This window comes from Pseudomonas sp. W5-36 (genome assembly GCF_046540455.1).
Taxonomy (GTDB): domain Bacteria; phylum Pseudomonadota; class Gammaproteobacteria; order Pseudomonadales; family Pseudomonadaceae; genus Aquipseudomonas; species Aquipseudomonas graminis_B.
The window spans coordinates 1-20,353 of record NZ_JAXCIQ010000019.1 but is presented as its reverse complement, the minus strand read 5'-3'; the positions used below and the strand labels follow the sequence as shown (position 1 = coordinate 20,353).

The following is a 20,353-nucleotide window of genomic DNA, read 5'->3' as shown; positions in this document are numbered from 1 at the left end:
TGATTCAGTCGCACCACCCTGTTGCACCCACCCTGTTGCATCGATGGCGCAGTCATGGACTGAGGCCACGGCTTTGTTCGCCTTCAGGAACTCATTCGAACGTCAGGAATACACATGAGCACGCAAGATAAGAACGCCGCTACACAGAATGAATCCGGCAACGCTGGCAGCCCCGAAGTCACGGCTTCGCGCATCCGTGAAGGCCTGCCCTTCCCGCTGGGCGCCAGCTGGGACGGCCTTGGCGTCAACTTCGCCATCTTTTCCGCCAACGCCACCAAGGTCGAGCTGTGCCTGTTCGACTCCGCCGGCGAAGTGGAGCTTGAGCGTATCGAGCTCCCGGAATACACCGACGAGATTTATCACGGTTACCTGCCCGACGCCCACCCGGGTCAGGTCTACGGTTACCGCGTCTACGGTCCGTACGATCCGAAGAACGGCCACCGTTTCAACCACAACAAACTGCTGATCGACCCGTACGCCAAGCAATTGGTCGGCGAGCTGAAGTGGTCCGAGGCACTGTTCGGTTACACCATCGGTCACCCGGACGACGACCTGAGCTTCGACGAGCGTGACAGCGCGCCCTTCGTGCCCAAGTGCAAGGTCATCGACCCTGCCTACACCTGGGGCCGCGAGCAGCGCGTCGACGTGCCGTGGGACAAGACGATTTTCTACGAGACCCACACCCGCGGTTTCACCATGCGTCACCCTTCCGTGCCCGATGAAGTCAAAGGCACCTTCGCCGGCCTGATGGTCGATGACGTGATCAAGCACATTAAAGGTCTAGGCGTCACCTCGATCGAATTGCTGCCGATCCACGCCTTCGTCAACGACCAGCACTTGCTGGAAAAGGGCATGACCAACTACTGGGGTTACAACACCCTGGCGTTCTTCGCACCGGACCCGCGCTACCTGGCCCACGGCAAAATTTCCGAGTTCAAGGAAATGGTTGCGCACATGCACCATGCCAACCTGGAAGTGATTCTGGATGTGGTCTACAACCACACCGCTGAAGGCAACGAGCGCGGCCCGACCCTGTCCATGCGCGGTATCGACAACGCTTCCTACTACCGCCTGATGCCGGATGACAAGCGTTACTACATCAACGATTCCGGCACCGGCAACACCCTCGACCTGAGCCACCCGTGCGTTCTGCAGATGGTCACCGACTCGCTGCGTTACTGGGCGACCGAAATGCACGTCGACGGTTTCCGTTTCGACCTGGCCACCATCCTCGGCCGCTACCACGACGGTTTCAGCGAACGCCACAGCTTCCTCGTGGCCTGCCGCCAGGATCCGGTGCTGCGGTCGGTGAAACTGATCGCCGAGCCATGGGACTGCGGTCCAGGCGGCTACCAGGTCGGCAACTTCGCGCCGGGCTGGGCGGAGTGGAACGACAAATTCCGCGACAACATCCGTGCGTTCTGGAAAGGCGACGAAGGCCAGCTGGCAGACTTCGCAAACCGCATGACCGCGTCGGGCAACCTGTTCAACCAGCGTGGCCGCCGGCCGTACGCGTCGGTGAACTTCATCACCGCCCACGACGGCTTCACGCTGCACGACCTGGTGTCGTACAACGACAAGCACAACGAAGACAACGACGAGAACAACCAGGACGGCAGCAACGACAACCGTTCGTGGAACTGTGGCGTCGAAGGCCCGACCGACGATCCGGAAATCAACGCACTGCGCCTGCGTCAGATGCGTAACTTCTTCTCGACGCTGCTGCTGGCCCAGGGCACGCCGATGGTGGTCGCCGGTGACGAGTTCGCCCGCACCCAGCACGGCAACAACAACGCCTATTGCCAGGACAGCGAGATCGGCTGGGTCAACTGGGATCTGGACGAAGACGGTAAGGCCCTGCTGGCGTTCGTCAAGCGTCTGATCAAGCTGCGTCAGTCGTACCCGATCCTGCGTCGTAGCCGCTTCCTGGTAGGCGATTACAACGATGCACTGGGCGTCAAGGACGTGACCTGGCTGTCGCCTAGCGGTGAAGAGATGAGCATCGAGCAGTGGGAAGACCCAAATGGGCGCTGCCTGGGCATGCTAATGGATGGCCGCGCGCAGGAAACCGGTATCCGTCGTCGCGGCTCTGAAGCCACGCTGCTGCTGCTGGTCAACTCGCACCACGACGGCGTCAACTTCACGCTGCCGGAAGTGCCGGAAGGCCTCAACTGGACCAGCCTGATTGACACCAATCAGCCGGAGATCGATGGCAAGGATCAGTTCGAGTTCGGCAGCGAGTACACGGTCACACCGCGTTCGCTGTTGCTGTTTGAACTGCAAAAGGCTCCACAGGCGTAAGTACTCGCGTCTGGATTCATAGCGACACGCTTGCCCGCGATGGGGTCGGCCAGCCGGAAACAACGGCTGCCTGACCCGGTCGCGGGCAAGTGTCGTTTCAGGCACCCAGTTTTGCGTTTTGCCTTCTGCGTTTTGCCTTCTGCGTTTTGCCCCTGCGCTGTGCCCCCCGGATTCATTGACTTTGTAGTCACGAATCGACCTTCGTGTTCTGAAACTACAAATCTTGTAGTGCTCCAAAATAATCACTACAAAACCATTGACGAGGCCTTTTGCCGACTGCATAGTGCAGGCGTCTCCCCGATCGGGAGAGCTGGCAAAAGTATTCCGGGCCCGTTCGATACAGCCGTCGAACAACCTCTGGATGTGTGCTGCCCACAAGGCAGATTGATGAAGCCGAACCGGCAAGATCGACCCACCAGGCCGAGCGCCGGCGACACGTCCTCATGACACTTGTGGTCGACCACTCAGTCGCCCGTGTCCCCAAGGCGTCCGCCGTTTCTCCCCCGGGTCCGACCTTCCTCCTCTGCTCTTATCAATGCCTACACACGTGCGGCCCGGCACCGGCTCTGTGTACCGACGGACCTTGCTTGTCAGCATATGGAAGGAGCGCGAGTCGACGGACGATTCGCCATTGCGTTTGAACTCACTCGATAGATTAACCAGTGGTCAAAAAGGGGTAACAACCATGAATCTGAACAACCAACCTACCATTGATCAATTGGCTCGACTGTTCGCCGCACGCAAGGATTCCCTTGATAGCCACATCCTCTGGGTGTGCGAGGAAGGCAACGTGCACATGGACGGCCTGGGTGCCTGCACCGAGGAAGAGCAATTCGAGAATCAGCACCCGCATATGCGTGCCCGGCTGAAGATGTACCGCAAAGGCCACGGCTATGTCGGCAAGAAGGCCGCCGCGGACAAGCAGTTCCTTGGCCAGGTGCTGGAAACCCTGAGCAGTGAATGGGGCGCCGTGCAGAAAGCGCCAGGCCTGCGCGTCATCGACAAGCTCTGCTGATTGCTGATGTCATGAATTCCGGCCGCTGCCTGCTGATGGTGTTGGCAGGTGGCGGCAGGTTTCCCGGTGCCGGCGCCCTCTCTTCTGTGCCGGCACTCTTCTGGAAAATCCCCGGCAACGCCTCCTCGTCCCCCTCCCCGTTTTTGCGTTGAACTTGGCACCGCCATCCTCTTCCAATACAGGCAGGCCGCTTCGACGGTTTCGCATCAATCCATGGAACAGACAACGCCCGCGGGCGACATTAAGGTGCCGTAATGGATCTGGACAAGCTCAGCAAACACGTCAAGGCCGGAGAAGTCACCGAGGTCAATCTGGTCTCGGTCGAAGGTGGCTCCTATGTTATTCATGCGCTCATGGACGGCAAGTCCAATGCGGTCACCAGCCCCGATGGCAAGGTGCTGCACGTGGCGTCGATCGACGAAGCGCGCAAATGCCTGTCGTCCACCCAGGAAGTGAAACTGTTTATCGTCCACCCGGTGGTCTACGACGAAATGGTCGGCCAGCCCCACACCACACCCGACGCGCCACGCCAGCAGATTCCCTTTCACTCGGGTAATTGATCTAGCTGCGGGTGATGCTTGCGGGTTCTTGCTGGATGCATACGGTGCATGAGTGGGACCGGCTTCAGCCGGGAACAGGCCAGTGTAAGCAACCTGAATTTTGCGGCGTGCCCACCGGCGCCTTCCTGGCTAAAGCCGGTCCTATGAGTCAGCGTCAACGCCAATACTACTGGCTGCATGCGATGCTCAGTAGGACCGGCTTTAGCCGGGAAGAGGCCAGTGTGAGCAACCTGAATTTTGCGGCGTGCCCACCGGCGCCTTCCCGGCTAAAGCCGGTCCTACGAGTCAGCGCCAACGCCAATCCCACTGACTGCATGCGATGCACAGTAGGACCGGCTTCAGCCGGGAACAGGCCGGGTCAATCACCCGCGAAAGTCGATCACGATCCTGGATTTCACTTCGCCGTCTTCAAGCTCCCTGAACACCTGATTGATCTCGGCCAACGGCCTCAGGTCGATGTCGGCCTTGACCTTGCCTTCGGCGGCGAACGCCAGTGCTTCAGCCATGTCCTGCCGAGTGCCGACGAACGAGCCGCGCACGGTGATGCAGTTGGCGACCACCTCAAACAGCGACAGTGGAAACTCGCCCGGTGGCAGTCCTACCAGCACACACGTGCCACATTTGCGCGTCATGCCTACCCCTTGCTTGAAGGCCGCCAGCGAAGGCGCGGTGATCAGCACGCCATGGGCCCCGCCATCGGTGACGTCCCTGACGGCTTGCACCGGATCGCCGTGGCGGACATTCACCGCCGCGTCCGCGCCCAACTGAGTGGCATGGGCCAGTTTGCCGTCGTCGACGTCCACCGCACACACGCGCAGGCCCATGGCTTTGGCGTACTGCACGGCCAAGTGCCCTAGACCGCCAATCCCTGAAATCACGATCCACTGACCCGGTCTGACATCGGCCTCCTTGATGCCCTTGTAAGTCGTCACCCCGGCGCAGATGATCGGCGCGGCTTCGTGGGGCGCAAGCCCGGCGGGAATGCGTGCGACGTATTCAGGGTCAGCGAGGATGTATTCGGCGAACCCGCCATTGCGGGTGTAACCACCGAACTCGGCGCTGGCGCACACGGTTTCCCATGCGCTCAGGCAATACTCGCAGTGGCTGCAGGCTGAATACAGCCACGGCACACCCACGCGATCCCCCTCGCCCACGCGGGTCACGCCCGCGCCCAAGGCGACGACGATGCCGATGCCTTCATGGCCGGGAATGAATGGCAACGACGGCTTGACCGGCCAGTCGCCCCTTGCCGCGTGCAAGTCGGTGTGACAAACCCCGCACGCTTCGGTCTTGATCAGAATCTGCCCGGGGCCTGGCGTGGGGATGTCCCACTCGCGGAGTACCAGCGGGCTGCCGAATGCTTCAACCACTGCCGCTTTCATTTTGCCTTTCATGGCGTCTTCCTCTGGTTGGGACCGGTTAAGTTCGGGGGACGGGAATCGCGGCGCTCACTGCTGGAGCACATGCCCGTAGGCACGGATGCGGCCGTCGTCTTCGGTGCGCAGGTACACACCCTGAAGCTCTGGATTGAAGCCCGGGAACTGGTTGATCGCGTCTTGCAGGGCGAGAAAATACGCCAGCACCGCGCCGTCCCAGACCTCGCCGGGCACCACGCACAAGACCCCCGGTGGATACGGCAATGCGCCTTCCGCTGCCACCCGGCCGCGGGCCTCTTCCAGCGCAATCAGCTCGACCTTGCCGCGCACAAATTCCAGATTGGCTTCACGGGGATCCATCGCCACCACGGGCATGCTCGCTTTGCGGAACATTGCCTTCTGCAGCTGCTTCACGTCGTGCCGGGCGTAGAGGGAATGCATTTCCTGACACAGCTGGCGGATGCTGTAGTCGCGGTAGCGGACCTGATGGGCGTTGTAGAGCCCGGGCAGCACGTCGGCCATCGGCGCATCGTCCTTGATGAACCGCTCGAAGCGGCCGATTTGCGCCACCAGATGCTCCATCTTTGCCTTGCCTTCGGCCGGGGTCAGCAGAAACAGAATGGTATTCAGGTCGTTCTTTTCAGGGACGATCTCGAACTGGCGCAGGAACGTCGCCAGCACGCCGGCATGGATGCCGAAGTCAGTGTATTGCCCGCTCACGGCATCAATTCCCGGGGTGGTGAACAACAGTTTGCACGGGTCGATGAAGTACTGGTTTTCCGTATACCCCTCGAACGCGTGCCAGCGTTCGTCCGGGTGAAAACGGAAAAACCGCAGGTCACGGGCAATCTCGTCCGTCGGATAGTCCTGCCAATAGCGACCGTCGATGGTCGGCGGCACAAAGGGTTTGATCAGCGTGCAATTGTCCATCATCAGCTTGCGCGCCTCGATGCCGGCCCGCACGCACTCGTCCCACAACCGATGGCCGCTGCGTCCGCTGTGCATGCGCGCGTTGACATCCAGACAGGCAAACAGCGGGTAGAAAGGGCTGGTCGAGGCCTGGGACATAAACGAATTGTTCAGGCGCAGGTGATTGCAGTAGCGCGCCTGCCCTTTGATGTGACGGTCCTTCTTGTGGATCTGCGAGGCCTGGGAAAACCCGGCCTGCTGCTTGTGGATGGACTGCGTGACGAAGATCCCCGGATCGTCAGGGCCCAGCTCCAACAACAAGGGCGAGCAGTCCTTCATCATCGGGATGAATTGCTCGTACCCCAGCCACGCCGAATCGAACAGGATGTAATCGCACAAGTGGCCGATGCGATCGACGATCTGCCGCGCATTGCACACCGTGCCGTCGTAGGTGCCCAGCTGAATGATTGCGAGGCGGAACGGCCTCGCCTCATCGGCCTTGGCAGGTGCGACGAGGCTCAGTTGCTCACGCAAATAGCCTTCTTCAAAACAGTGCGAATCAATGCCGCCGATCAAGCCATAGGAGTTGCGTGCCGTTTCAAGGTACAGCGGCGTCGCACCGGCCTGAAACAGCGCGCCCTGATGAATGGATTTGTGGTTGTTTCTGTCGAACAGCACCACATCGCCAGGGGTCAGCAACGCCTGGGTCACTACCTTGTTGGACGTCGAGGTGCCATTGAGAACGAAGTAGGTTTTGTCGGCGTTGTAGACCTTCGCCGCGCGTTTCTGCGCTTCAAGGGGCGCGCCCTCGTGAATCAGCAGGTCGCCCATTTCGATGTCGGCGTTGCAGCGATCCGCGCGAAACAACGTCTCCCCGAAGAAATCGAAGAACTGCCGGCCCGACGGATGTTTGCGAAAGAACTGCCCGCCCTGATGCCCCGGACAGGCGAAGGTGGTGTTGCCCCGCTCGACATAGTGTTTGAGCGCACCGAAGAACGGCGGCAGCAATGCCTCCTCGTACTGCGTGGCCGCCCGCTCGAGCTTGTGGCCGTAGAACTCGGCGTTGTCGACGCCGAGGTCGAACACGCCGCTGATTTGCAGCAGCACCTTTTCTACGTCGAGAATGGCTTCCCGGGTCAGCTCGTCGTCTTTGGCCACGGCAAAAAACACCGGTATGTCGAACCCGGACCGGCAGACACCGTCGACCCGACCCTCGCGCCAGTCCTGGGCGGTGAGAACGACCGCCGCGACATCGGTCAGGTCGGTCGCGCCAAACTCCACCACCTCGCGGGAGGTGTTGAAGCAACGGCGTGCCTCGGGGCTGGCGACGATTTTGAGTCTGTTCATGTGCTCGGCCTTCCGTTGCAGCTAAAAGGTTGATGGATCACGCGTCCGTGAAGGTCTGCCCGCGGACATGCCCCTTGGCCAGTGGCGGCGGTGCATCGGAGTCACTGAAATCATCCGTCCAGCGCCAGTTCCTGATCTCCGGCATGTCCTCGAAGTGCTCCCGAATCCAGGCATCGTGTTTGCGCAACTGGCTCTCGAAGAAGTGCACGGCATCAAGGCTGTGGGCGCGCAGATGCGGGACGTGGCTCAAGGCGTCGATCGCCAGGTGATAACGGCTCATGCGGTTGAGCACCACCATGTCAAAAGGCGTGGTGGTGGTGCCTCGGTCGCTGAAGCCGCGCACATGAAAACGGGCTTCGTTGGCGCGGCCGTGGACCATCGAGTGAATGACCCAGGTCGAGCCATGAAAGGCGAACATCACCGGCGTATCGCGGGTAAACAGGGCTTCGAAGGAGGCGTGATCCATGCCATGGGGCCGATCCTCGGGGGCGCTCAGGATGCCGAGATCGACCACGTTCACCAGCCTCACGCGGATGCCGGGCACATGCTTTTGCAGCAACCAGGCGGCCGCCACTGCCTCGGTGGTGGGCACATCCCCCGCACAACCGAGCACCACGTCCGGCGCCCCTTCATCGCTGCTGGCAAAGGACCAGATCGATGCGCCTTGGGAGCAGTGCCTGAGCGCCGCATCGAAGTCCAGCCACTGGAAATCCGGCTGCTTGCCACAGGTCACGACGTTCACGTAGTTGCGACTGCGCAGGCAGTGGTCGAAGACATTGACCAGGCAGTTGGAGTCCGGCGGGTAGTACACGCGAACCACATCCGAACGACGCTGCAGCACGTTGTCGACGAACCCCGTGGACTGATGACTGAAGCCATTGTGGTCGTTGCGCCAGGCGTGACTGCTGATCAGGATGTTGAGCGAGGCCAGCGGCCGGCGCCAGGCAAACTCACGGCTCTGCTGCAACCACTTGGCGTGTTGCGTGACCATGGAATCGACCACTTGCGCGAACGCTTCGTAGGTTGACCACATGCCGTGGCGCCCGGTGAGCAGGTACCCTTCGAGCCAGCCCTCGCACAGGTGCTCGCTCAGCACTTCCATCACACGCCCGTCGGAGGCCAGATGGTCGTCAATGTCCAGACACGGCCCGGCGGCCGTCCGGTTGCTCGCTTCGAACACCGCATTGAGCCGGTTGGAGTTGGTCTCGTCCGGCCCGAATACGCGGAAGTTGCGCGGGTTGTTGCGCATCACGTCGCGCAGGTACTCGCCCAGCTTGCGCGGCGCTTCGGCGATGACCTGGCCCGGGCCAGGCACCTCAAGCCCGTATTCGGCAAAGTTCGGCAGGTCCAGCGCCACCAGCATGCGGCCACCGTTCACGTAAGGGATCGCACCCATGCGCAGCGCCGGTGGCGGTGTCAGGGCTTGAAGTCCTGGCGCCAGGCGCCCCTGTTCATCGAACAGAGTCTGGGGTTCGTAGCTGCGCATCCAGTCTTCCAGTTGCTGGAGGTGCTCGGGGTTGCCGGCGACGTTGGCGAGGGGAACCTGATGGGCGCGGAACGTGCCCTCGACCGGCAGCCCGTCGACGACCTTGGGGCCGGTCCAGCCTTTGGGGCTGCGCAGAATAATCATGGGCCATCGCGCGCGTACGGCTCCGCCGCCCTCTCTGGCCGCGGCCTGGATCTCACAGATGATGTCGTCACAGCGATTGAGCGCGGCGGCGAAGCGCTGGTGCATGCCCGGCAGGTCATTGCCCGCGACGATAATCGGCTGATACCCCCGGCCTCGGTAAAGCTCGAGCAGATCGTCGTCGGCAAGCCGTGCCTCGACCGTCGGCCCGGAAATCTTGTAGCCGTTGAGATGCAGAATCGGCAGCACCGCACCATCACGGCGTGGGTCGAGGAAGTGCACGCTTTTCCAGCTGCCTTCCAGCGGACAGGTTTCAGCCTCACCGTCGCCAATCACACAGGCCACCAGCAATGAAGGGTTGTCGAACACCGCGCCAAAGGCATGCATCAGCGAATAGCCCAGCTCGCCACCCTCGTGGAGGGAGTTAGGCGTATGCGGGCCGCAGTGGCTGGGAATGCCGCCGGGAGTGGAGAAACTGCGAAAGAAACGCAACATGCCGGCTTCATCTGCGGTGATGTCGGGGTGCACTTCGCTGTAGGTGCCTTCGAGCCAGGCGCAGGCGTTCATGGTCGGACCGCCATGGCCGGGCCCGGAAATAAAGAGGGTTTCAGTGCGTCGCTCACTGATCAGCCGGTTCAGGTGCACGTAGATAAAGTTTTGCCCGACCGACGTCCCCCAGTGCCCCAGCAGCCTGGGCTTGATGTGCTCGGCCAGCAGCGGTTCACGCAAGAGTGGGTTGGCCTTCAGATAGATCTGGCCGACGCACAGGTAATTCGCGGCGTTCCAGTAGTGGTGCAGGCGCGTGAGCAACTCGGGGGCCAGGGGGCCTGACGAGGTGTCGGGCTCCATCCAGGACCCGCGGCTGACGTGGGTTTCATCGACGCTGGAGAGTGACGGGTTGAAGCTGTACATGGCGACTCCACTGGGGGCGATACGCAAAAGGTGTGGCGCGCAAATGCGCACTGGTCGATTCAGGCGCCGCTGTGCAACAGCTTGAGGGCGTGGCGGGCGATAACAGCGTTTTCGTCGGTCGGGAGGGTCCAGGCGCAAACCTTGCTGTCGGGCAGCGACAGGCAGGCGCCTTGTGGCGTGTCGGGTGAGGACGAGTGCTGCAGGCCAAGCCATGCGCAGCCGTCAAGAATCGCGTTGCGAACCGGCGCCGAGTTTTCGCCGATGCCGCCGGTCAGGATCAGCGCATCGAGGCCGCCAAGGACCGCCGTCATGGCGCCGATCTCTCGCACGACGCTGCGCACGAATAACGCGATTGCTTGGGCTGCCGCTGGCGCGGTGCTGTCAGCCAGTTCGCGCATGTCACTGGCGATACCACCGGAAACGCCCAATAAACCGCACTGGTGATAGAGCAGGTCTTCGAGGGCTTCGGCGTCCATGCCGCGCTCGCGCATCAGGTACAGCAACACGCCGGGGTCGAGCCGACCGGGACGCGTGCCCATCAACAAACCGTCCAGCGTGCTGAAGCCCATCGTCGTGGCCCGACTGACCCGGTTATGCAGGGCGCACAGGCTGGCCCCGTTGCCCAGGTGCGCCACAATCGTGCGGCCCTTCGCTGCGCGCTCATCGTATTCGGGAAGGACACCGGCAATGTATTCGTAGGACAGCCCGTGAAAACCGTAGCGACGCAGGCCCTGTTCGGTCATCGCGCGGGGCAGCCCGAATGAGGTCTCCAGCGGATCGAGGGTGTGGTGGAAGGCCGTGTCGAAGCAGGCATATTGCGCCAGGCCGCCGTGCTCGCGCGCCAGATAGTGAATCGGCGCCAGGCACCGCGGCTGATGCAGGGGCGCCATGGGAATGAGCGCCTGCAGCTCGCCCATGAGGGCCGGATCCACCCGGGCGCCCGTGAGCGTGCGATCGCCGCCGTGAACCACCCGATGGGCCGCCGCACAGAGGTGCCCTTCGGTGTGTTGCTCTATCCAGCCCATCATGTTCCGCAACGTGCCGCTATCCGCCGGGCCGTCGGTGCGTGGCCATTGCGCGTTTTGCCGGGTTCCGTCGGCGTGGCGGAAGATCAGGCGCTCGGTGTCCCGGTGTACCTCGAAACTGCCGTGACCCAGGCAGGGGTCTTGCGCAGGGGCATCGGTGGCGTCGTAAAGGGAAAACTTGACGCTGGAAGAACCTACGTTCAGCACCAGCAGTGACGGGCGCGAATGATCAGTCATGGGGCAGCCTCATGAGCCTCCCATGATCGCGATGGGTTGGGCGGTGGCTGAAGTGAATCAACCGACCGCCAGTGTGCGCGCCTGAAGTGGCCTGGTATTGATCTGGATCAAGAAGGTCGCAGTCAGCCCTCCCCGCTCATCCACCTCCACAATGGCCGCTGTCACTGTGCAGCGCAGGCGCCTATGCTGGGTCACTCAAGGAGATGCACATGACCGCCCATCTGGCTGCCGTTCCCGGCTCGTTCCTCAACGCAGAGTGCGCGCTCTTCAACGTCGGCGAGCTCTGCCTGTCCCTTGGGATGAGCGTGCATGACACCGATCGCTTGTCCACCATCATCCCGCAACGGCTGAAGATCAAAAAAGGCGCGGTGCTGTACCGCGCCGGCGATCCCCTGCGCTCACTCTATGCGGTGCGCTCGGGCTATTTCAAAACGACCATTACGTCACGGGATGGGCGTGAGCGGCTGATCGGGTTCCCCATGTCCGGAGAGCTGCTGGGCTGCGATGCGATCAGCAATGATCGTCATGAATGCGACGCCATGGCCCTGGAGGACAGCGAAGTCTGTCCCATCCACTTCAGTCAGCTGGAGCGGCTGGCGCGCGAGTTGCCTTCGCTGCAGCGCAACCTCAACCGGGCGCTCAGCCTGGAGATCGTGCGGGACCACGAGATGCTGCTGATGATGGGTCAGCTCAATGCCGAGGAACGCATGGCCGCCTTTTTGCTCGATCTTTCCTGCCGCATGGCGAACCGGGGCTACTCCGGCACTGCCTTTGTGTTGCGCATGAGCCGGGAGGACATCGGCGGTTATCTGGGCATGCGCCTGGAGACGATCTGCCGCGCCATCGGCTCGCTGCGCAGTCAGGGAATCGTCAGTGTCTCGGCGCGCGCGGTGGAAATCCTCGACCTCGAACGGCTGCGCACCCTCATCACCGGCGGCGAAGGCCCCATGACGCTTTGATTGGGGAGAGCGCCATGTTTGCCGTCACGCTCATCAACATCGTGATCATCACCACAGCGGTGATGGTGCATTACGAATGCCTGATTCGCCTCAACCAGCTCATGCCGAGGCTAGGACTGCAACACCGTTTCCGGGTGGTCATCGGCGTGCTGGGTGCGCTGGTCGCTCACGCGGTGGAGGTGTGGATCTTTGCCTTGGGCTACTACCTGATGAACCGGTCTGATTCATTGGGAAGTCTGACCGGAAACTTCGATGGCAGCTTCATGGACTCGGTCTACTTCTCGTTCACCACCTACACCACCATCGGCTTTGGCGACATCACGCCCAACGGACACCTGAAATACCTGACGGGGCTGGAGGCGTTGACGGGGCTGGTGCTGATTACATGGACCGCGTCGTTTCTGTTCATCGAGATGCAGCGTTATTGGGGCGCAGAGAAGGAGTGAGCTCAGGCGTGGGGGCGCCGGCCTAGCGTGCAGCGAGCACATACCCTGCGGCAGTGAGCGTGCTCACGAAGACGGCATCCCGGCCGCTGAAGGGCTGGCGGATGTTCCCAATCCTTCGCGAGCAAGGTCGAGCGCCTACCCGGTCGCGTCCACACGTGGCAGCGCAGCAGGTCCATCTACCCAGCGTTCAGAACGCCAACTTGTAGCCGATCGCCAACAGCATCAGCGCCAGACACGGACGCAGGACGGGGTCGGGGATGCGACCGGTCAGGTGGCTGCCGATGTAGATGCCTGGCAGCGAGCCCATCAGCAGGTAACCCAGCATTGACCAATTCATGTTGCCCATGCTGGCGTGACCGATGCCGGCAATGAGGGTCAGGGGAACGGCGTGGGCGATTTCGGTGCCGACCAGGCGACGGGTCTCGAGAAAGGGATAAAGCAGAAACAGCGCCACCGTGCCGAGCGCGCCAGCGCCAATGGACGTGAGCGCGACCATGGTGCCAAGGATGACGCCGGTCAGCACCGTCAGCCCGTTCAGGTTTCGGGTGCTGAGGCGGTAGCGATCACCCGCGTGGCGCTGGGCGAATGCCAGCAGACGCTTCTTGAAAAAGATCGCCAGGGCGGTCAATAGCAGCACCACGCCCAGCGCCTGTTTGATCACCGAATTCATCGCGTCCGGCGCCGTGTGCAGGCTGCTCAAAAACCACAGCGTCAGCCCGGCGGCCGGCACGCTGCCCAGGGTCAGCCAGCCGGTGATGCCCCAGTCGATGTTGTCGTTCTTTTTGTGAACCAGCACGCCACCGCTTTTGGTGATGGCGGCGTACAGCAGGTCGGTGCCCACCGCCGTGGCGGGGTTGATGCCGAACCACAGCAGGATCGGGGTCATCAGCGATCCACCGCCCACCCCCGTCATGCCGACGATAAAACCGACCACCAGCCCTGCGACGACGAAACCTGCGTTGCCAAAATCCATTGCTCTGCCTGACTGCACATTTGAAAGCCGGCGGGCAGAATAGCGATTTTTGCTCTAAGCACCGCTGCTTTTCTTATATCGAGCCTAGATCGAGACGTTCTATGGTTATAACCGAATGAATCATGGGCGAATTTTCGAACCGTGAATCAAGGCTCGCCTTCCCAGTAATCCAGCGTGGCATCAGGTCGCTGCACGGCTGCAAACGCGCGTGCCCCATTGAGGGTGACCATCGCCTGATACTTGCCGGAGTCCGGGTATTCGCACACTTCGGGCGTCTCCCGCGTGCTGATGGACAAATACTTCAGCGGCGCATCGGAGGTGTTGATGATCTGATGGGGATACTCCGGACCGGGCGGGATGAAGATCACATCGCCGCTGCGGATCGGCAGCATTTCACCCGCAACGCGCAAGGTGCCCTCCCCGACCAGAATGACGAACATCTCTTCCTGGGCGTAGTGAAAGTGATAAGGGCACGAGCGCCTGCCCGGCGCGACAATGTCCACCGACGCACCCAGCTTTTGCGCGGCGGTGTCGGTGCCCAGGCGGGCGGCTTGGCTTTCGTACAGCGGGTCGCGGCGCTCGTGCTGCAGCGGCACATCGTTGAAATTGCGAATCAGGCGCGCGACCAGTTCGGCGGGGTCGTTGCTCATGCTCACTCCATCAGTAAACGGGGGGTATCGATCACGGCTTGCAACACAGGGGCTTAACGCGAGCCGCACGCTTTAACGTGTCGCCACGATGAACAGGCGCGGGAACGGCAACAGCACCGTGCCGTCGTCCTGCGCTGGGTAGGCCTGACTGATCGCCTGCAGGTACGCATCGAGAAACGCCTGCTGACCCGCTTCGTCCAGCTTTTGCAGATAGGGCCGCAGCGCCGAGCCTTTGAACCACTCGACCACCGCCCCATGCCCACCGGCGAGGGGATGGTGATACGTGGTGCGCCAGACATCGACCTCGGCGCAATGCGCCCTCAGCAGCTCGAAGTAATAGGCGGCGGGGTGTCGATCGGGGTGCTTGACGTCGCCGATCCTGTCGGCCCACTGCGCACTCGCGGCGATCTCCCGCGCCAGACGATGGGCCTGCTCCTCAAGGTTGTCCGGCGTCTGCACCGCCAGCACACCGCCTGGATTGAGCAGGCTAACCAGCCGTGGATACAGCGACGCGTGGTCAGGCACCCATTGCAGCGAGGCGTTGGCGAGGATTACGTCGTAGGTGTGCGCCGGATTCCAGTTGCCGATGTCCGCCCGCTCGAATGCGATGTCCGGCAGCCGCTGACGGGCGTCGCGGAGCATGTCGTCGGAACTGTCGAGCCCGGTCACCGTGGCCTCCGGAAAGCGCTCGGCCAGCACTTCGGTTGAGTTGCCGGGACCGCAGCCGAGGTCGACGGCGGTGCGCGTCGAGGTCAGGGGAATGGCGGCGACGAGGTCGCGTACCGGTCGGGTGCGTTGCTGCTCGAACAGGGAGTACTGCGTGGCGGACCAGCTCATCGGGTTTTCCTTCTGAGTGTACGGAGTGGCCGAGAGTAGAACGCCCGGGCCGGGAGCACAAACGGGGTGAGGGGCAAGCGATAAGCTGCAAGTGGTTGGCAGCGAGCAGCGGCTGTTCAGATCATGACGCGTCGGGTGAGATGACCGCCTGAGACCGGATAGGAGACGTACAGGCCTGAATCCACCTGGGCTCGGGAGGCGTGGGCTTGGGCGCGAACTGTGTGCGCGGCGGCAAGCAGGGTTTGCGCATCCAGCCCTCCGTTGATTACTGCATCGACGATGGCGCGCGCGATGTCGTCAAGCCCCGCTTCCGCCGACAGGAGCAACAGGTGCGCGCCGGCGTTCAGCGCCGCTACGGCGGTGTCGGCGATGCTGTTGCCGCGCAGGATAGAAACGGCGTCGAGATCGTCGGACACGATCAGTCCCCCGAACCCCAGTGCATCGCGCAGCAGGCCGATCACCGCCGCCGAGGTGCTGGCCGACCGGTGCGGGTCCAGCGCCGGGAACACGGCCGGCCCGGGCATGATCGCGCCGACGCCTGCCGCAATCACCTGCCGGAACACGTCCAGCCCGTCGCTGAGGGCAGCGGCGTCATCAGGGACGAAAGCCCGCTCCACCGCCGGGTCCTGCTCGACCTGGTAGTGACCGGGAAAATGCTTGGCCGTGGCAATCACGCCCGCGCGTTGCACACCGCGGATGAAGGCGCAGGCAATGCGCGCCACCTCAGCAGGGTCGGCGCCGAGGTGGCGCTGGTGCAGCCAGGGATTCGCCCCGGTGACCACGTCAACAATCGGCGCCAGGAACAGATTGACGCCCATGACCCGGGCCGAGCTGGCCATTTCATAGCAGCGCGACTCGATGTCTCTTGTACTCATGTGGGTCAGTTCGGCGGAAGCCGGCATACCGGGCACCAGACCGTGCAGGCGCTGGATGCCGCCCAGTTCCTGATCGACGGCGATCAGCACCGGCGCCGCCGCACACACCGCCGCCTCCCTGGCGATCGCGGAAAATTGCCCGTCGGTTTCTTCCCGGCGACGCTCGAAGCTCATGCTGCGCGCCAAGTATTCGTCGCGGGTCTCGCCCAGCAGCACCGACACGCCGCCGGCGTGCAGATGCCGGCGCACGGGTTCATCCAGCGCGAGTCCGGCGATCGCCGGCATCAAGACTGACCGTGCAGCCCGTTGCAGTTCATCGTGTGACATGTGCTCTCCGTCGATCAGGCACTAACGAACGAGCTCACGTTTTCTTAATGCTCGTTCCCGCTCACTCTATTCATAGAACGAGCAACATGCAAACGTAACGAGCACAAAGCAGCGCACGGCTGAGTGAAGCCACTCATCAGAATGAATGACCCGCTGGCTCGACGGCGTCTGGGCAACGGAGGCTTGAGCAGGGGGTAAAAAATTTCAGGGCGTGCGCTTTTCATTTGCACGGTTGCTGGTCAACATAGGCGCCCATCGACCCTGCCGAATGGGTTCCGTTTTCTTATTCAGGATGAATTGATGCGCCGTTTATTTCCGTACTCGTTACTGGGTTGCACCCTGGCCGCGGTGCTGGCGGGTTGCAGTTCAACGCCGAACAACCCGTCGTTCAATTTCGACACCGCCAAGACGCCGTCTGACTACGCCAAGTGCATCTACCCCAAGTGGCAGCAGATCAAGCCCGGCACGACCATGACCGAGAGCAAGGGTCACTACAAACTGCTGATCTCCGGCAAGATCGCCTCCGATGAAATCCTCGAAGTCTACAAAGGCAATCCCAACACCCGGGTCTTCCTGTATCAGCGCGCGCCGTTGTCGTCGGCTTTCGGCCGCAATGCCCTGGAAACCGCAGTCCGCGATTGCCTGTGATGATGGAGGGGATCGTGGTGCGCCGTTTCGTCGCACGGCACTGCTCGCCGCACCCGAGATCCGGGTGCGCGGCCTGAAACACTGATAACCGCCCCGGTACCCTTCAGTGCAATCGGGCTGAACTTTTGCTTTTGCGCCTTCCTCTGAACGTGACACCGCTTGCCAATGGCAAGCGCCGTTTTCAACTTCAGCACTTATATTTCAGAGGAAAGCGAAAGCATGAGCAATCAACTGAACGGCAAGAAGGTTTTGATCATCACGTCCAACACCGGCATCGAGCGCGACGAGCTGCTAAAGCCGCTGGAAGCGTTGAAGGGTCAAGGTGCTGCGGTCACCCACGCCTCGATTGAAGGCGGCACTGCGCAACTGTTCCTGAACGACACCGACAAGGACGCCGTCGTCACCTCCGACGCCAAGCTCGCCGGCTTGTCTGCTGCTGACTTCGATGCGCTGGTCATTCCTGGCGGCACGGTCAACGCCGACACCCTGCGCCAGGACAGCGATGCACAGAAGCTGGTCAAAGCGTTCGCCGACGCCGGCAAGACCGTCGCGTCGATCTGCCACGGCCCTTGGCTGCTGATCGATGCCGGCGTGATCGAAGGCAAAACCCTGACCTCCTACCCAAGCGTGCGCACTGACCTGGTCAATGCTGGCGCGGCCAACTGGGTCGATGCCGAGGTCAAGGAATGCCCGGCCAATGGCTGGACCCTGATCACTTCCCGCACACCCGACGATCTGCCGGCGTTCAACGAGGCCATCGCCAAGGCGCTGCTGGCGGGCTGAAGCCAGATGGGCAGGCTGTAAAGTCTCGCCGCACGTAGAGCCATCGACGCCGCTGATCAGCGGCGTCGCTGCGTCTGGGACATGCCTTAACCCCGTGATAAGCGAGGCGATGGTCCTGCTAAACGAAAATACTTGAAACCAAATTTCCATCACTTCGGTCGACATCGAAGGACGCCGCGATCAGCGCAGGTGCCGCGACGAGACACTTCGATGATTGGAATCATTGTCCCCGCACACAACGAAGAAGACTTCCTGGACGACTGCATCAAGTCCCTGATCGCCGCTTCTGTCCACGAAGACCTCCACGGCGAGCCCGTGGAAATCCTCATCATGCTGGATGACTGCTCCGATGCCTCGGCCCGCGTCGCGGCCGTACACGGCATCACCACCCACGTGTGCACCTACCGCAATGTCGGCATGACCCGCGCAGAAGGCGCGCGGCTGATGCTCGAACGCGGCGCCCGCTGGCTGGCGTTCACCGATGCCGACAGCGTCGTGCCCTACGCCTGGCTGGCGCATCAGGTCAGCCTGGAGGTGGACGCGGTGTGCGGCATCGTCGAGGTCGACGACTGGTCCGGGCATCCCGAGCATGTGCGCCAGCGCTATGATTCGCTGTACCGGCCAGTGGATGACCATCGGCACATCCACGGCGCGAACCTGGGCGTCAGCGCGAGTGCCTATCAGCGCGCCGGCGGCTTCAAGGCGCTGGCCGCCCACGAAGACGTGCACCTGGTCGCCGATCTGCAACGCATCGGCGCGTCGATCGCGTGGATTTCCGCGAATAGCGTCACCACCAGCGCACGAAAAGACTACCGGTGCAAAGAAGGCTTTGGGGATTATCTAAACTCACTGGCAGCGACGTCGCTGTCCAGCTGAGTCCCTCCGTCGGGCAGCACCACGGCGGGCCTGCGGGCAGACGGTAACCACGCGCTGACACCGGGCGGCAGGGCCAGCGTTCCGCGCCTTTCCGACCCCTCTGATCATTCAATATTCAACGCCGGGACTTTCCATGCCGCCCATCGATCACCCTGCCCGCCCCGGCGACGACATGCTCGGCGGGGGCATGCCCAGCGCCAGTGTCGCGGTGCCCAAGACCGGCAACTGGTTCAAGCGGCTCCTCGCATTCACCGGCCCCGGCTATATGGTCGCCGTGGGCTACATGGACCCGGGCAACTGGGCCACCGACATCGCCGGCGGTTCCAAATTTGGTTACCTGCTGCTGTCGGTCATTCTGCTGTCGAACCTGATGGCCATCGTCCTGCAAGCGCTGTCGGCACGGCTGGGCATCGTCACCGGATGGGACCTGGCGCGGGCCTGCCGCGAACGGTGCAGCCGACCGGTGTGCATCGGGCTGTGGATTGCCTGCGAGATCGCGATCATCGCCTGCGATCTGGCCGAGGTGATCGGCACTGCCATCGCGCTGAATCTGCTGTTCGGCATTCCACTGATCTGGGGCGCAGTGATTTCGGCGGTCGACGTATTTCTGATTTTTCTGCTGATGGGCCGCGGCTTCCGGGCGCTTGAAGCGTTCGTGATCGCGCTGCTGCTGGTCATCTTCGGCTGCTTCGCCATCCAGATGGTGCTGGCCCAGCCTGATCTGGCGGAGCTGTTTGCTGGTTTCATCCCCAAGGCCGAGGTGGTGACCAATCCCGAGGCGCTGTACCTGGCGATCGGCATCATTGGCGCCACGGTGATGCCGCACAACCTGTACCTGCACTCCTCCATCGTGCAGACCCGCGCCTACCCGCGCACCGATGAAGGCCGACGCATCGGCCTGCGCTGGGCGGTGACCGACAGCACCATCGCGCTGACGTTGGCGCTGTTCGTCAATGCGGCGATTCTGATCACCGCGGCGACGGTGTTTCACAAGGCCGGCAAAACGGACGTGGTGGAAATCGAGCAGGCCTATCATTTGCTTTCGCCGATGCTGGGCGTGGGCATGGCGTCGATGCTGTTCGGTGTGGCGTTGCTGGCGTCGGGGATCAATTCCACCGTCACGGCGACCCTGGCCGGGCAAATCGTCATGGAGGGTTTTCTGCGCCTGCGCCTGCCCGGCTGGATCCGTCGCCTGCTGACGCGGGGGCTGGCGATCATTCCGGTGATTGTGGTGACGAGTATTTACGGCGCCCAGGGCACCGCCAAATTGCTGGTGCTGAGTCAGGTCATCCTGTCGATGCAACTGCCCTTCGCCATCGTGCCACTGGTGCGCTTCGTGTCCGACCGCAAGCTGATGGGCGATTTCGTGACCGGGCCGATCCTGACCACCCTGGCCTGGGCCATCGTGCTGTTGATCATCGTGCTGAACGGGGTGTTGCTGGTGGGGGCGTTCGGGGATTGAATCCTGTCCGCCAAGACAGCGCATTTAATTTGTGAGATCGGCTATACCTTGAGATACGTCGGGTTGAACGACATCACCTCTGCGGTGTGGCTGCCGGCGCTTTCCCGGCTGAAGCCGGTCCTATGTATGGACTCGCCCCCACATTCAACCTGCTTTTCGAACACTGCTACCCGGTTGCATCTATGTATAAGGCCTGTTCGAGGAAGCA

The 20,353-nt window shown here is 62.2% G+C and carries 17 protein-coding genes; 9 read left to right on the top strand and 8 right to left on the bottom strand.

Features of this window, described 5'->3' with window-relative positions:
- Positions 1–114 precede the first annotated feature (114 nt).
- The 3 genes from glgX to SLW74_RS23080 all read left to right on the top strand — a co-directional run bounded on the left by glgX (position 115) and on the right by SLW74_RS23080 (position 3,876).
- Positions 115–2,301 carry a glycogen debranching protein GlgX gene (gene glgX, locus SLW74_RS23090; RefSeq protein WP_192135929.1) on the top strand — a complete coding sequence of 729 codons (2,187 nt, stop codon included), beginning with the start codon at positions 115–117 and terminating at the stop codon, positions 2,299–2,301.
- 685 nt (positions 2,302–2,986) lie between these two features.
- A complete protein-coding gene (locus SLW74_RS23085; protein WP_065987159.1) occupies positions 2,987–3,316 on the top strand; it encodes a hypothetical protein in 330 nt (109 codons plus the stop codon).
- A 254-nt stretch (positions 3,317–3,570) separates the two neighbouring features.
- Positions 3,571–3,876 (top strand): DUF6482 family protein, encoded by a 306-nt coding sequence (locus SLW74_RS23080; RefSeq protein ID WP_410930235.1) that lies wholly within the window; start codon positions 3,571–3,573, stop codon positions 3,874–3,876.
- Between the two features lie 362 nt (positions 3,877–4,238).
- On the opposite strand, the gene adhP is transcribed toward SLW74_RS23080, so the two are convergent.
- From adhP to SLW74_RS23060, 4 genes are read right to left on the bottom strand one after another with little or no spacing between them, the layout of a single operon-like run.
- The gene (gene adhP / locus SLW74_RS23075; RefSeq protein ID WP_410930234.1) at positions 4,239–5,270 is read right to left on the bottom strand and encodes an alcohol dehydrogenase AdhP; all 1,032 of its coding nucleotides are present in this window, start codon (positions 5,268–5,270) and stop codon (positions 4,239–4,241) included.
- A gap of 54 nt (positions 5,271–5,324) precedes the next feature.
- Positions 5,325–7,508, bottom strand: coding sequence for an ornithine decarboxylase (locus SLW74_RS23070; protein WP_410930233.1), 2,184 nt, complete (start codon positions 7,506–7,508; stop codon positions 5,325–5,327).
- Positions 7,509–7,545: 37 nt separating this feature from the next.
- On the bottom strand, positions 7,546–10,047 hold the full coding sequence (locus SLW74_RS23065) for a phosphoketolase (RefSeq protein WP_410930232.1): 2,502 nt from the start codon (positions 10,045–10,047) through the stop codon (positions 7,546–7,548).
- A gap of 59 nt (positions 10,048–10,106) precedes the next feature.
- Positions 10,107–11,309 (bottom strand): acetate/propionate family kinase, encoded by a 1,203-nt coding sequence (locus tag SLW74_RS23060; protein ID WP_410930231.1) that lies wholly within the window; start codon positions 11,307–11,309, stop codon positions 10,107–10,109.
- Positions 11,310–11,518: 209 nt separating this feature from the next.
- Between SLW74_RS23060 and SLW74_RS23055 the strand changes: the two genes are divergently transcribed.
- Positions 11,519–12,268 carry a helix-turn-helix domain-containing protein gene (locus SLW74_RS23055; protein WP_410930230.1) on the top strand — a complete coding sequence of 250 codons (750 nt, stop codon included), beginning with the start codon at positions 11,519–11,521 and terminating at the stop codon, positions 12,266–12,268.
- Positions 12,269–12,282: 14 nt separating this feature from the next.
- On the top strand, positions 12,283–12,714 hold the full coding sequence (locus SLW74_RS23050) for a potassium channel family protein (RefSeq protein WP_065987152.1): 432 nt from the start codon (positions 12,283–12,285) through the stop codon (positions 12,712–12,714).
- 187 nt (positions 12,715–12,901) lie between these two features.
- Here the strand turns inward: SLW74_RS23050 and SLW74_RS23045 are convergent, their stop codons facing one another.
- The 4 genes from SLW74_RS23045 to SLW74_RS23030 all read right to left on the bottom strand — a co-directional run bounded on the left by SLW74_RS23045 (position 12,902) and on the right by SLW74_RS23030 (position 16,376).
- Positions 12,902–13,687 (bottom strand): sulfite exporter TauE/SafE family protein, encoded by a 786-nt coding sequence (locus tag SLW74_RS23045; RefSeq protein WP_410930229.1) that lies wholly within the window; start codon positions 13,685–13,687, stop codon positions 12,902–12,904.
- 146 nt (positions 13,688–13,833) lie between these two features.
- Positions 13,834–14,337 (bottom strand): cupin domain-containing protein, encoded by a 504-nt coding sequence (locus SLW74_RS23040; protein ID WP_410930228.1) that lies wholly within the window; start codon positions 14,335–14,337, stop codon positions 13,834–13,836.
- A gap of 72 nt (positions 14,338–14,409) precedes the next feature.
- On the bottom strand, positions 14,410–15,174 hold the full coding sequence (gene tam, locus SLW74_RS23035) for a trans-aconitate 2-methyltransferase (RefSeq protein ID WP_410930227.1): 765 nt from the start codon (positions 15,172–15,174) through the stop codon (positions 14,410–14,412).
- Positions 15,175–15,290: 116 nt separating this feature from the next.
- Positions 15,291–16,376, bottom strand: a complete 1,086-nt coding sequence (locus tag SLW74_RS23030; RefSeq protein WP_065987141.1) for a glycoside hydrolase family 3 N-terminal domain-containing protein — start codon at positions 16,374–16,376, stop codon at positions 15,291–15,293.
- A gap of 300 nt (positions 16,377–16,676) precedes the next feature.
- On the opposite strand from SLW74_RS23030, the gene SLW74_RS23025 reads away from it, so the two are divergent.
- The 4 genes from SLW74_RS23025 (at position 16,677) to SLW74_RS23010 (ending at position 20,145) form a co-directional block, all read left to right on the top strand.
- Complete coding sequence (locus tag SLW74_RS23025) at positions 16,677–17,024, top strand: hypothetical protein (protein ID WP_065987139.1); 348 nt, start codon at positions 16,677–16,679, stop codon at positions 17,022–17,024.
- A gap of 219 nt (positions 17,025–17,243) precedes the next feature.
- Complete coding sequence (locus SLW74_RS23020) at positions 17,244–17,807, top strand: type 1 glutamine amidotransferase domain-containing protein (protein WP_065987214.1); 564 nt, start codon at positions 17,244–17,246, stop codon at positions 17,805–17,807.
- A 210-nt stretch (positions 17,808–18,017) separates the two neighbouring features.
- Positions 18,018–18,683 carry a glycosyltransferase gene (locus SLW74_RS23015; protein ID WP_065987137.1) on the top strand — a complete coding sequence of 222 codons (666 nt, stop codon included), beginning with the start codon at positions 18,018–18,020 and terminating at the stop codon, positions 18,681–18,683.
- Between the two features lie 172 nt (positions 18,684–18,855).
- Positions 18,856–20,145 carry an Nramp family divalent metal transporter gene (locus SLW74_RS23010; protein WP_410930273.1) on the top strand — a complete coding sequence of 430 codons (1,290 nt, stop codon included), beginning with the start codon at positions 18,856–18,858 and terminating at the stop codon, positions 20,143–20,145.
- Positions 20,146–20,353 lie beyond the last annotated feature (208 nt).

Coding starts and splice junctions, on each gene's coding strand:
- SLW74_RS23085 (WP_065987159.1), top strand. CDS start 2,987: ATGAATCTGAACAACCAACCTACCATTGATCAATTGGCTCGACTGTTC.
- SLW74_RS23070 (WP_410930233.1), bottom strand. CDS start 7,508: ATGAACAGACTCAAAATCGTCGCCAGCCCCGAGGCACGCCGTTGCTTC.
- SLW74_RS23010 (WP_410930273.1), top strand. CDS start 18,856: ATGCTCGGCGGGGGCATGCCCAGCGCCAGTGTCGCGGTGCCCAAGACC.
- SLW74_RS23080 (WP_410930235.1), top strand. CDS start 3,571: ATGGATCTGGACAAGCTCAGCAAACACGTCAAGGCCGGAGAAGTCACC.
- SLW74_RS23055 (WP_410930230.1), top strand. CDS start 11,519: ATGACCGCCCATCTGGCTGCCGTTCCCGGCTCGTTCCTCAACGCAGAG.
- SLW74_RS23040 (WP_410930228.1), bottom strand. CDS start 14,337: ATGAGCAACGACCCCGCCGAACTGGTCGCGCGCCTGATTCGCAATTTC.
- SLW74_RS23030 (WP_065987141.1), bottom strand. CDS start 16,376: ATGTCACACGATGAACTGCAACGGGCTGCACGGTCAGTCTTGATGCCG.
- SLW74_RS23045 (WP_410930229.1), bottom strand. CDS start 13,687: ATGGATTTTGGCAACGCAGGTTTCGTCGTCGCAGGGCTGGTGGTCGGT.
- SLW74_RS23050 (WP_065987152.1), top strand. CDS start 12,283: ATGTTTGCCGTCACGCTCATCAACATCGTGATCATCACCACAGCGGTG.
- SLW74_RS23060 (WP_410930231.1), bottom strand. CDS start 11,309: ATGACTGATCATTCGCGCCCGTCACTGCTGGTGCTGAACGTAGGTTCT.
- adhP (WP_410930234.1), bottom strand. CDS start 5,270: ATGAAAGGCAAAATGAAAGCGGCAGTGGTTGAAGCATTCGGCAGCCCG.
- SLW74_RS23025 (WP_065987139.1), top strand. CDS start 16,677: ATGCGCCGTTTATTTCCGTACTCGTTACTGGGTTGCACCCTGGCCGCG.
- SLW74_RS23020 (WP_065987214.1), top strand. CDS start 17,244: ATGAGCAATCAACTGAACGGCAAGAAGGTTTTGATCATCACGTCCAAC.
- SLW74_RS23015 (WP_065987137.1), top strand. CDS start 18,018: ATGATTGGAATCATTGTCCCCGCACACAACGAAGAAGACTTCCTGGAC.
- SLW74_RS23065 (WP_410930232.1), bottom strand. CDS start 10,047: ATGTACAGCTTCAACCCGTCACTCTCCAGCGTCGATGAAACCCACGTC.
- glgX (WP_192135929.1), top strand. CDS start 115: ATGAGCACGCAAGATAAGAACGCCGCTACACAGAATGAATCCGGCAAC.
- tam (WP_410930227.1), bottom strand. CDS start 15,174: ATGAGCTGGTCCGCCACGCAGTACTCCCTGTTCGAGCAGCAACGCACC.